The sequence below is a fragment of the Stenotrophomonas sp. 05N423 genome (assembly GCF_056397145.1).
Map to the genome: position 1 here is coordinate 1 of NZ_JBFTMV010000014.1, position 11,909 is coordinate 11,909.

At 69.0% G+C, this 11,909-nt stretch carries 8 protein-coding genes; 3 read left to right on the plus strand and 5 right to left on the minus strand.

The genetic code is table 11. The features are described 5' to 3' along the window. Positions 1 to 85 precede the first annotated feature (85 nt). The 5 genes from AC1DGW_RS16475 to AC1DGW_RS16495 form a co-directional block, all read right to left on the minus strand. Positions 86 to 961, minus strand: a complete 876-nt coding sequence (locus AC1DGW_RS16475; RefSeq protein WP_478025075.1) for a methylglyoxal synthase — start codon at positions 959 to 961, stop codon at positions 86 to 88. Between the two features lie 257 nt (positions 962 to 1,218). Continuing rightward, positions 1,219 to 2,664 (minus strand): FAD-dependent oxidoreductase, encoded by a 1,446-nt coding sequence (locus tag AC1DGW_RS16480; protein WP_478025077.1) that lies wholly within the window; start codon positions 2,662 to 2,664, stop codon positions 1,219 to 1,221. Positions 2,665 to 2,785: 121 nt separating this feature from the next. Then, positions 2,786 to 7,240: a glutamate synthase large subunit gene (gltB, locus tag AC1DGW_RS16485; RefSeq protein WP_478025079.1), complete on the minus strand. Its 4,455-nt coding sequence runs from the start codon at positions 7,238 to 7,240 to the stop codon at positions 2,786 to 2,788. 223 nt (positions 7,241 to 7,463) lie between these two features. Further along, complete coding sequence (locus AC1DGW_RS16490; RefSeq protein WP_478025081.1) at positions 7,464 to 7,862, minus strand: I78 family peptidase inhibitor; 399 nt, start codon at positions 7,860 to 7,862, stop codon at positions 7,464 to 7,466. Positions 7,863 to 7,962: 100 nt separating this feature from the next. Further along, positions 7,963 to 8,283: a hypothetical protein gene (locus AC1DGW_RS16495; protein WP_478025083.1), complete on the minus strand. Its 321-nt coding sequence runs from the start codon at positions 8,281 to 8,283 to the stop codon at positions 7,963 to 7,965. A 128-nt stretch (positions 8,284 to 8,411) separates the two neighbouring features. On the opposite strand from AC1DGW_RS16495, the gene AC1DGW_RS16500 reads away from it, so the two are divergent. The 3 genes from AC1DGW_RS16500 to AC1DGW_RS16510 all read left to right on the plus strand — a co-directional run bounded on the left by AC1DGW_RS16500 (position 8,412) and on the right by AC1DGW_RS16510 (position 11,858). Beyond that, positions 8,412 to 9,527, plus strand: a complete 1,116-nt coding sequence (locus tag AC1DGW_RS16500; protein ID WP_478025085.1) for a saccharopine dehydrogenase family protein — start codon at positions 8,412 to 8,414, stop codon at positions 9,525 to 9,527. Between the two features lie 117 nt (positions 9,528 to 9,644). Further along, entirely contained in the window at positions 9,645 to 10,031 is a 387-nt protein-coding gene (locus AC1DGW_RS16505) for a BlaI/MecI/CopY family transcriptional regulator (RefSeq protein WP_478025087.1), read from the plus strand. A 3-nt stretch (positions 10,032 to 10,034) separates the two neighbouring features. Then, the gene (locus tag AC1DGW_RS16510; protein ID WP_478025089.1) at positions 10,035 to 11,858 is read left to right on the plus strand and encodes a M56 family metallopeptidase; all 1,824 of its coding nucleotides are present in this window, start codon (positions 10,035 to 10,037) and stop codon (positions 11,856 to 11,858) included. Positions 11,859 to 11,909: the final 51 nt, after the last annotated feature.

The following is an 11,909-nucleotide window of genomic DNA, read 5'->3' on the forward strand; positions in this document are numbered from 1 at the left end:
CATCCACTACGCATCCACTACGCGGGGGGCGCATAAACCAGAACGGCGCCGATTGGCGCCGTTGTCGTTTTCCGCGCCCTCAACATCAGCGCTGGTGCGGGCGTTGCCCCGCCGCAGCCGCCCAGCGCGCGGCCAGATTGGGCGCGGTGATGCACACCGCATCGTCCGTCACCGTCGTCACCGCACGCTCCAGCAACTGGATGTCAGCCTCGTGCTGACGCGCTACGTGCGGGTCCTCGAAGAAAATTGCGCGTTGGCAACGCCCCTCCAGGACGCGGTCGGCTATCTGTGCATCCCCGCCCAACGGGCCGCTCTGGAAGCGCTGGATCCATTCCTGATTGCGTGGCCAGCCGCGGCTCCAGGCCAGCTCGTTCAATCGCTGCCCCGTCGTGCCCGTGCCAATGCGCTGACCGAACCGCGACAACACGTCGAAATGCTCGGCAGCAAAGGCCAGCATCTGCGGCTTGCGGGCGTCGTGCGCAATCAGCGCCAGGGTCTGGTTGCCGAAGTCATGCAGGTCGTCCGCGCCTGGATCGGCAGGCAGGCCGGCGTGGATGCGTTCCATCTCGACCCAGTCGCGGGCGCTGGCCACCGTGGAGATGAAGGGCTTGCCGTGGATCACGCACTGCCGCTTCAGCGCGATGGCTTCGGGGAATACCGACGATGGATCCACCGGGTCGATCAGATAGATCGCGCCGTCGAGCGTGCGTTCGGGCGAGCCCATGCCCACGATCTCCGCCACCAGCTTCATCAACCCGCCTTCGCGACCGTTGGGATAACGCCTCAGGCCGGGCAGGCTGCCGGGCGCCAGGGCGGCGGCGATGGCGTCATGGGTGCGGCCGACAGCATGCAGCTCCACGCCGAGCTCGCGGATGCCGTTGGCGCTTGCACGCAGCCAGCGGAACAGGGCGGCGTCGGCGCGTTCGTGGTGCAGGCGGTTGGCGGCCAGGCCGATGCGCATGGGAATCTCGCTGGAATTGGGAAGTTGTGAGTGTAGGTCCTGGGGATGACACACGGCGCTGGAGAGCGCCAGGATCGATGCGGCGCGGCGTCGCAGGGATTTGCACACTTCCCCTGCCTGTTCCAGCGGGTGCTCGACGGCACGCGCTTGCCGCGTGCAGCCCGCGCCGCCCGGGTGAGGCTCCATTCCATCTGGCGTCCCAACATGCACCGGCAGCGCGCATATGCAAGGCGAATCAACGAACGGTTAGACGGTGGTCAGTGCAGCAACAGCTTGATGATGCTGCCGGCGGCGTCGCGACCTTCAGCCACCGCGGTGACCACCAGATCCGCGCCGCGCACCGCATCGCCACCGGCAAATAGTTTGGAGTTGCGCGTCTGGTAGGGCAGGCGGTCGGAACCACCGGCGACGATGCGGCCGTTGCCCGTTGCCTCCACCCCCTGCGAAGCCAGCCATTCCGGCAGCGTCGGCGAGAAGCCGAAGGCGATGATCACCACGTCCGCTTCCAGCAGCGATTCGCTGCCTTCGATCGGTTCCGCGTTGCGGCGGCCGTTGGCGTCGGGTTCGCCCAGGCGCGTCTCCACCACGGTCACGCCGATGACTTCATCGTCGGCGCCGGCTTCGAGGGTCAGCGGCTGCCGATTGAACAGGAAGCGCACGCCTTCCTCGCGGGCATTGGCCACCTCGCGCGCGGAGCCGGGCATGTTGGCCTCGTCGCGACGGTAGGCGCAGGTCACGCGTGCTGCGCCCAGGCGGATCGCGCTGCGCACGCAGTCCATGCCGGTATCGCCGCCGCCCAGCACCACCACGCGCTTGCCATTGAGGTCGGGCAGGGCGATCTGGTCTTCCCAGCCGGCGATGGGCCGGCCTTGTGGATCGTGGCCGCCAACGATGCGGCTGTTCTGCACCAGGAACGGCAAAGCCGGCAGCACGTTCTTCAGGTCCTGGCCGATCAGGCCGCCATCGGTATAACGATAGGCGCCGGTACCCAGGAACACGGCATCGTAGTCCGCCTGCAGCTGCTCGATGGTGATGTCGCGGCCGATCTCGACACCGAGGCGGAACTGCACGCCCATGCCTTCGAGGATTTCGCGGCGACGTTCGATGACGCTCTTGTCCAGCTTGAAACTGGGAATGCCGAACTGCAGCAGGCCACCGATCCGTTCGTAGCGATCGAAGACCACCGCCTGGATGCCGGCATGTGCGAGGCGATCCGCACAGGCCAGTCCGGCGGGGCCGGCGCCGACGATGGCCACGCGCTTGCCGGTCGCCTGCACGGCATGCAGGTCCGGCTTCCAGCCAGTGGCCAGCGCGGTATCGACGATGTATTTCTCGACCGCGCCGATGGTCACCGCGCCGAACTCTTCCAGCGTGCAGCTGCCTTCGCACAGACGATCCTGCGGGCAGACGCGGCCGCAGACTTCCGGCAGCGGATTGGTCGAATGGCACAGCGTCGCCGCTTCGTGGATGCGATCCTCCTGCACCAGCTGCAGCCACTGCGGGATGGCGTTGTGCACCGGGCACTTCCAGCTGCAGTACGGGTTGCCGCAATCCAGGCAGCGGCCGGCCTGGTACTGCGCATCGGCCTTGTCGAACTTTCCGTACAGCTCGCCCCAGTCGCCGGATGTGCGCAGTTCCACTGGAATGCGCTGCGGCATGGTGCGGGGCAGGTCGAGGAACTGGAAGGCTTGCTTGCGGCTCATGGGGAATCTCGGCTGGGGCATCCGGCAGGTGGATGCCTGGGTCTGGCTTTTCGCAGGAGCGGCTTCAACTGCCGGGAACACATCGCGGCTGAAGCCGCTCCTGCGGGGTCAGGTACGGCGGTCAGGCGGCGTTGCGCAGCGCGGCGGCCAGCGATTCGATGCTGGCGGCCTTGGGTTTCACCAGCCAGAACTTGCCGACGTAGTCGCGGAACTCGTCCAGGATCTGCTGCGCCCAGATGCTGCCGGTCAGTTCGCGGTGACGGCCGATCAGGGTGTGCAGGTGCTGGCGGTAGTTCTCGAAACCCTCGGCCGAGATGCGGTGGATGTCGATCAGCTCGTGGTTGTAGCGGTCCACGAAATCGCGGTCGATATCCAGCACATAGGCCAGGCCGCCGGTGAAGCCGGCACCGAAGTTCAGGCCGACCTTGCCGAGTACGGCGACGATGCCGTCGGTCATGTACTCGCAGCAATGGTCGCCGGCACCTTCGATCACCGCCAGCGCGCCGGAGTTGCGCACGCCGAAGCGTTCGCCGGCGCGGCCCGCCGCGAACAGTTCGCCGCCGGTGGCGCCGTACAGACAGGTGTTGCCGACGATGGCGGTGCTGCGTGCCTCGAAGCGCGCGCCACGCGGCGGCCGTACTACCAGCCGGCCGCCGGCCATGCCCTTGCCGACGTAGTCGTTGGCTTCGCCTTCCACTTCCAGGTTCAGGCCGCCGACGTTGAACGCGCCGAAGCTCTGGCCGGCGGTGCCACGGAATCGCAGGTTCAATGGCGCATCGCTCATGCCGTGGTTGCCATGCGCGCGGGCGATGGTGCCGGCCAGGCGCGTCCCCACCGAGCGGTCGGTGTTGTGGACCAGGAAGCGATGGTCGCCGCCGCGCTTGTGCGTGATGGCGTCGGCCAGCAGGTCGTCCATCTGCGTGACCAGGCTGTCCGGCGACTGGTACAGGCGCTGCGCGGCGCAGTGCGAACCCTCGTAGCGGGCGGGCGCAAGCAGGCGCGACAGGTCGACCCTGACGCCTTCGCGCGGCGAGACATCCAGCTGCTCCAGCAGATCGGTGCGGCCGACGATCTCGTCCAGCGAACGCGCGCCCAGGTACGACAACCACCCGCGCACTTCCTCGGCCAGCAGGCGGAAGAAGTTCTCCACGCGCTCGGGCAGGCCGGTGAAATAGCCTTCGCGCAGGCGCTCGTCCTGGGTGGCCACGCCGGTGGCGCAGTTGTTGAGATGGCAGATGCGCAGGTACTTGCAGCCCAGCACGATCATCGGACCGGTGCCGAAGCCGAAGCTGTCCGCACCCAGCAGAGCCGCCTTGACCACGTCCAGCCCGGTCTTCAGGCCGCCGTCGGTCTGCAGGAGGGTGCGGCCGCGCAGGTCGTTGCCGACCAGCGCCTGGTGCGATTCGGCCACGCCCAGTTCCCACGGCACGCCGGCGTAGCGGATCGAACTGATCGGCGAGGCGCCGGTGCCGCCGTCGTGGCCGGACACGGTGATCAGGTCGGCGCCGGCCTTGACCACGCCGGCGGCGATGGTGCCGACGCCCGCGTGCGACACCAGCTTCACCGATACCAGCGCGTCCGGGTTGACCTGCTTGAGGTCATGGATCAGCTGCGCCAGGTCCTCGATGGAATAGATGTCGTGGTGCGGCGGGGGCGAAATCAGGCCGATGCCTGGTTTGGCGTAGCGCAGGCGCGCGATCAGTTCGTTGACCTTGTGGCCGGGCAGCTGGCCGCCCTCGCCGGGCTTGGCGCCCTGGGCGACCTTGATCTGCAGCACTTCGGCATTGACCAGGTATTCGGCGGTGACGCCGAAGCGGCCGGACGCGACCTGCTTGATCTTGGAGCGCTTTTCAGTGCCGTAACGCACCGGGTCTTCGCCGCCTTCGCCGGAGTTGGAGCGGCCGCCAAGGCGGTTCATCGCAATCGCCAGCGCTTCATGCGCCTCCGGCGACAGTGCGCCGAGCGAGATGGCGGCGGTGTCGAAACGCTTGAACAGCGCTTCGGCGGGTTCCACCTCGTCCAGCGGCACCGGCGTGGTGGCCGGCCTGAGCTGCAGCAGGTCGCGCAGCGCCGAGACCGGCCGCGAATGCACCGCGTCCATGTATGCGCGCCAGTCCTCGGCCTTGCCGGTGCGCGCGGCGCGCTGCAGGGTCAGCACCACGTCCGGGTTGTACATGTGGTACTCGCCATCGTGCACGTACTTGAGGAGCCCGCCGACTTCGGCAGGCGCCAGCTCGTTCCAGGCGCGCGCGGCGAGTTCGCGCGCCTCGGTGTCCAGACGCGGCAGATCGACGCCGCCGATGCGCGCGGTGGCATCGGGGAAGCACAGTTGCACCACGTCCGGGTCCAGCCCGATGATCTCGAACAGCTGCGCGCCGCGGTAGCTGGCCACGGTGCAGATGCCCATCTTGGAGATGATCTTGCTCAGGCCCTTGTAGATGCCCTTGCGGTAGCTGCGACCGATCTGCGAGACCTCGCCGCCCTTCTTCAGCAGCAGGATGCCGCGCCGGCCCATGTCGAACAGCGTCTGGTACGCCAGGTATGGATACACGGCGGTGGCGCCAAAGCCGAGCAGACAGGCCATGTGGTGCGCGTCGCGCGCGGTGCCGGTCTCGATGATCAGATTGACGTCGCAGCGCAGGCCCAGCGCCGACAGGTGGTGGTGCACCGCGCTGGTGGCCAGCAGCGCATGCACCATCGGGCGATCGGGCACCGGGTAGCGGTCGGACAGCAGCAGCATCACCACGCCATCGCGCGCGGCCTGCTCGCATTGCGCGCAGATGCGCTCGATGCCGGCCTTCAGCCCTTCCTCGACGCTGTAGGACAGGTCGATGAGCCGGTTGCGCTCGACGTACTGTTCCATCTTCAGCAACTGGCGCAGCTTGCGCTGGCTGAGCACCGGCGAATTGAGGATGACGTGGTTCACCGTCTCCGGGCCGGCATGGAAGATGTTGGTCTCCTTGCCGAGCTGGGTGGTCAGCGACATCGCGCAGTCTTCGCGCAGTGGGTCGATCGGCGGGTTGGTGACCTGCGCGAACGCCTGGCGGAAATAGTCGTACAGCGGGCGCGTCTGGCGGCTGAGCACGGCGATGGGCGTGTCGTCGCCCATCGAACCGGTGGCTTCCTGCCCGGTCTCGGCCAGCGGCCGCAGTACCTGCTCCACTTCCTCGGAGGTGAGCTGGAACAGCTTGTGGTAGCTGCGCAGCGTGGCTTCGTCGAAAGGTTCCTCAGCCAGCGAAGGGTCGATCAGCTCGGTCTGCAGATAGGTCACGCCCTGGTGCAGCCACTGCTTGTACGGCGCGCGTGCGCGGTTGATGCGGTCGATGGCGTCGGAATCGAGCAGGTCGCCGCGCTTGAGGTCGATGGCCATCATCTGGCCCGGCCCCAGCTTGCCCTTCTGCACGACGCGCTCGGTGGGTACTTCCCACACGCCGGCCTCGGAGGCGACGAGGAAGTGGCGGTCGGAGGTCAGCATCCAGCGGGCCGGGCGCAGGCCGTTGCGGTCCAGCGTACAGGCAGCGAAGCGGCCATCGCAGGCGACGATGCCGGCCGGACCGTCCCACGGCTCGCTGTTCAGGCCATGGAACTCATAGAATGCGGCGAGGTCGGCGTCCTTGAATTCCAGCGACTGCGTCGCCGGCGGCACCAGGATGCGCAGCGCCTGGATCAGCTCCATGCCGCCGGCCACCATCAGCTCGAGCATGTTGTCCATGCTCTGCGAATCCGAGCCGTGCATCGAGATCACCGGATCGAACTCGGCGATGTCGAACCTCGGCGTCTTCCATACCTTGCTGCGCGCCTGCGCCCAATGGCGGTTGCCTTCGATGGTGTTGATCTCGCCGTTGTGGGCGAGCAGCCGGAACGGATGCGCCAGCGGCCAGCGCGGCATCGTGTTGGTGGAGAAGCGCTGGTGGAACACCACCACGCTGGAAGCCAGTTCGTGGCGTTGCAGATCCGGGTAGAACGTCGAAAGCTTGTCCGGCAGCACCATGCCCTTGTAGCTGATGGCATCGGCGCTGAGTGTGGTGACGTAGTAGTCGGCGACATCGCGCAGGGCCTGTTCGCTGCGGCGGCGCGCCAGGAACAGCGCCAGCGCGAACTGCCCGGCGTCCTGGCCGGCGTCGGCGTCGACGAACACCTGTTCGATCCGCGGCAGCGTGGCGCGCGCCAGTTCGCCGCAGACGCCCGCGTCGGTGGGCACCACGCGCCAGCCGCGCGGCTGGCAGCCGGCGTCGCGCAGTCGCGCATCGAGTTCGTCGCGACAGCGCTGCGCGGCATCGGCGTCGTGCGGCAGGAACACCACGCCAGCGGCGAAGTTGGGACCGATGCGGATGCCGGCCTCTTCGGCCAGCCGGCGCAGGAACACGGTGGGCCGCCGCAGCAGCAGGCCGCAGCCATCGCCGGTGAGGCCGTCGGCAGCGACGCCGCCGCGGTGGGTCATGCGCGAGAGCGCGGCGATGGCGGTGTCGACGAGAAGGCGGGAGGGCTGGTCGTCCAGCTGCGCGACCATGCCGAAACCACAGGCGTCGCGTTCGTCTTGCGGGTCGTAGAGCCCCTGGCGATTGCGGAGGGTCATCTGTGCCTCGTTGTGCGCGGGTGAGCGGCGACACCTCTCCCTCGTCCACCGCGTCACACCATGCACGGCCGTGTTCCCGACGCGTGCACGGCATGCCCGTCACTGGAGCGCAGCGTTGAGGCCACCGGATGCGCTCGACTAGATCACAGATGTTGCGGTGCCGCAACGCATGGTTGCGGCAGCAACCAAAGCCTTGCGGCGCAAGGCTTTTGGCAGGTTTCAATCAGCCGCAGCGGACGCCGCTGACGAGGTTCTTGTCGTCCACTTCGATGTTCAGGCGCTCACCCAGGAACTCCATGGTGATGGGCTGGTTGGGCTTGAGCATGCGCACCTTGGCGGCGCCGGCATCCTGTCTGGCCTGCTCGGCCAGTTCCTCGGTATACGGCTGGCCGATCAGTCCTTCGACCTGGCTGGCGTCGCAGGTGCCCACCGGCGGCGGCGTGGTGGCGACTTCCTGGTCCGGCGTGGCGGCGGCATCGGCGGCCTGCTTGGCCTGGTCCAGGGCCTGGTCCTGTTCTTCCGGGGCCGGACCCTTGCAGGCACCCAGCGCGAGCACGAGCGAAAGGGTGGCGATCAGGGCGGTGGGGCGGCGCAGGGCGCGCGGCATCGTCGGGATTCGCATCGGAACTCCAGTGCATTGAGAGACGCCGCAAGCATATCGCCTGGTTTCCGGTGTGTATCGTCGCAGCGCGTCATCCCGGCCGTGCTGCGTCAGCGCGGTTTCAGCCGCAGCGCAGCGCGGTGATGCCGTTGTTGCGGCCGACCTCGATGGTGAGGCGGTCGCCACCGGACGTGGCGTTCGCCGGCGTGACCGGCATGGGCGCATCGCCGCGGAGCGTCTGCACGTGCAGGCTGTCGCTGTCCACGCGCGCGCGTTCGATCGTGCCCGGCGACGCGGCCAGGCCGGCCGCGCCGATCACCTTGTCGGTATGGCATTGGCCGGAGATGACGCCGTCGATGGGCTGGACGCTGGCGACGGGCGCGCTGTTGCAGGCGGTGGCGGCCAGCAGGACGGCGCCGGCGAGGATCAGGTTGCGATACATGGCGGACTCCACGACGGGACGACGCGCCGAGCCTGCCCCCGCGGCCGTGTGCGGGCGATGAAAGCCGGCCGCGACGGCAATGGCGATGCCCGCCGATAATGCGCTATCGCCGCGTGCGGAGTGGATCGATGTCGCAACAGGAATACTGCAGGATCGTGGTGCTGGGCGGCTACGGACATTTCGGCGCGCGCATCGTGCGCGCGCTGGCCGCGACGCCGGGCATCGCCGTCATCGCCGCCGGGCGCCATCCGCAGCGGGCGGCGGCGAACCTGTCCGGCGTGGACATGGCGCGGGTCGAATGCCGGCGCCTGGACGTGGACGATCCGGATTTTGCCCGCGACCTGCGCGATACCCGTGCCGATCTTGTCATCCACACCGCCGGCCCGTTCCAGGGGCAGGGCTATGACGTCGCGCGCGTTTGCCTGCAGGTGGGCATGCACTACATCGACCTGGCCGACGGCCGCGATTTCGTGCGCGACTTCCCCGCGCAACTGGATGCCGTTGCGCGGCAATACGGGCGCAGCGCGATCAGCGGTGCCAGCACCCTGCCGGCGCTCTCCAGTGCGGTGGTCGATGCGCTGCGCGGCCGCTTCGACGTGCTGCAGTCCATCGACATCGTGATCGCACCGGCGCAGGCCACGCCGCTGGGCATGGCCACGGTGCGCGCGGTGTTGTCGTACTGCGGCCAGCCGTTCGAATGCTGGATCGACGGGCGCTGGCAACGCGCCGTCGGCTGGGCCGATCCGCAACCGGTGACCTTCGCGCGCATCGCGCCACGCCTGGCATCGCCCTGCGACGTGCCCGATCATGACCTGCTGGTGCAGCGCTACCCGGGCGTGTCGACGGTGCGCTTCCGCGCCGCGCTGGAACTGCCGCTGTTGTCGCGCTGCCTGGCCGGCATGGCTTGGTTGCGTCGCAGCGGCCTGCCGTTGCCGATGGCGAAGCTGGCCGGTGCCTTCACCCATGCCGGGCGCTGGTTCGACCGCTTCGGCACCGACCTGGGCGGCATGCGCGTGACCCTGCGCGGCCAGCGCGAGGGTCTCGCCCATCGCGTGCATTGGGATCTCACTGCGCCGATGCTGCACGGACCGGAGATTCCGACCTTCGCCGCGGTGCTGCTGGCGCGGCGCCTGGCGCGCGGCGAACCGCTGCCGGTGGGCGCGCATGCGTGCATGGGCCTGCTGGACCTGGCTGCGTTCGAGGACGAATTTGCCCGCTGGCAGATCGACAGCCAGGTGTCCTGAACCCGGTATTGGAACCTGAAGCGTTCAGGTTGGCGAAGGTTGGTATGCCCTTCGGGCTATTGACTACAAATGTAGTCACCCACTACCGTGGCGACAAATGTAGTCACGGAGTCGACCATGCGCCGCAAGACCATCGGGGACCAGGAGCTGGCCCTGCTGCAGTACATCGGGGAGAACGAGCCGGCCAGCGTCGGCGAAGTAGCCGCCGGCTTCGGCGAAACGCGCGGGCTGGCCCGTTCCACCGTGCTGACCATGATGGAGCGCCTGCGCACCAAGGGATACCTGCGGCGCCAGCAGCACGAGGGCGTGTACCGCTACCAGTCCACCGCCGAACAGCAGGACGTGGTGAACAGTGCGGTTGGCAGCTTCGTCGAGAAGACCCTGCAGGGCTCGATCTCGCCGTTCGTGGCGTGGATGTCGGAAAAGGCCGAGGTCAGCGACAACGAACTGGCCGAACTGGAAGCGCTGGTCAGCAGGCTGCAATCGCAGCGCCGGGAGGACTGAACCATGGATACCGTTCTCGAACTGCTCGGCAACCGCCTGCTCGCCACCAGCGTGCAGACCCTGCTGCTGACGGCGCTGGTGTGGCTGCTGTGCCGTTGCGTGCGCCGCCTGCCGGCCGCGACCCAGTGTGGCCTGTGGTGGCTGGTGGCGTTGCAGGCGGTGCTGGGCCTGCTGTGGGCCTCGCCGCTGGAACTGCCGGTGCTGCCGTCGGCCGAAGCGCTGCAGGTGGTGCCGCAGGCCGCCGCGGCCACGCAGGCCGCCGCGCCGCTGGTGGTGATGACGCCGCTGCCGCTGGAAAGCGGCTGGTCGTGGCTGCACGTGGCGATGGCGCTGTGGCTGGCCGGCGTGCTGGTGATGGCGCTGCGCACCGCGTCGGCGTGGCGTGCCAGCCGCGCGCTGCTGCGTGCGGCGCGCCCCTGCGACGACCGGCGCCTGGATGCCGCGCTGCAGCTGGCGGCCGAAGCGCACGGCCTGCGCCGCGCACCGCGGCTGATGCTCAGCGCGGCCATCGACTCGCCGCAGCTGGTCGGCCCGTGGCGCCCGGTGCTGCTGCTGCCGGCGCGCAACCTGCGCCGCATGGGCGACGACGACCTGGACATGGCCCTGACCCACGAACTGGTGCACCTGCAGCGCCGCGACCTGTGGTGGGGCCTGCTGCCGGCACTGGCCCAGCACCTGTTCTTCTTCCATCCCCTGGTGCACCTGGCGGCGCGCGAATACGCGATTGCACGCGAAGCAGCGGTCGATGCCGCCGTCGTCGCCGGCGACCGTCATTGCCGCCAGCACTACGGACGCCTGCTGCTGCAGCTGGGCGTCGCTCCCCGGCCCGGCGCCGGCCTCGCCAGCGCCTCGCCCACCTTCCTCAGCCTCAAGCGGAGACTGCTCATGCTGCAGAACACGTCCTCCTTCCCGCGCGTGGGCGCGGGCCTGATCATCGCCGCAGTGGCTCTGGTCGGCGTACTGCCGATGCGGCTGGTCGCCATGCCTGCGCCGCCGGCCCCGCCCGCGCCGCCGCCGGTGCCAGCGGCACCCGTCGTGCCCGCTCCGCCGGCCGCGCCGCCGGCCGACCACTCGGTGGTGCGCACCGTGATCTCGGCCAAGGGCGCCGCACCGGCCCTGCCGGCTCCGCCCGCCCCGCCGCCGCCGGCCGCTCACGCCGCGCCAGCGGCCCCGCCAGCGCCTCCCGCGCCGCCGGTCTCGACCAAGGGCGTGATCCGTCTTTCGCAGAGCCCGAGCAGCAACGGCTATGTACTGCTGAAGAACGACCGCAACGTCATGAACGGTTCCATCGCCGACCTGCAGCAGGCGCGCCGCCTGGACGACGGCAACGGCGTGCTGCTGCTGCGCCGCGACGGTCGCGCCTATGTGGTGCGTGATGCCGGCCTGCTGTCGCGCTTCGAACAGGCGTTTGCCGAAACCACGCGCCTGGGCGAGGAACAGGGCCGGATCGGCGAACACCAGGGCAAGCTGGGCGAGCGCCAGGGCGAGATCGGCGAGCGCATGGGGGAAATCGGTGCCCGCATCGGCGAGCTGGCCGCGCGCCAGGCCGAACTCGCACTGGCCGCTCGCACCCAGGGCAACGACGCGCTGATGCGCGAACAGATCGAGACCGCGCGCCGCGAGGCCGAGAAGGTCCGGGCCGAGATGGACAGGCCGGCCGTGCGCGAGGAAATGCGGGAACTGGCGCGCCAGCAGGCGGAACTGGGCAGGCAGCAGGCCGAGCTGGGCCGCCAGCAGGCTGATGCCAGCGTACGCGCCCAGCGCGAGGCCGAGCGCCTGATCCAGCAGGCCATCCGCGACGGTCTGGCGCAGCCGGTCCGCGGGTGATGGTCCGTCGCCGGTGAGGGCTTCGCTCTCGCCGGCGCTTCATCGGCAATG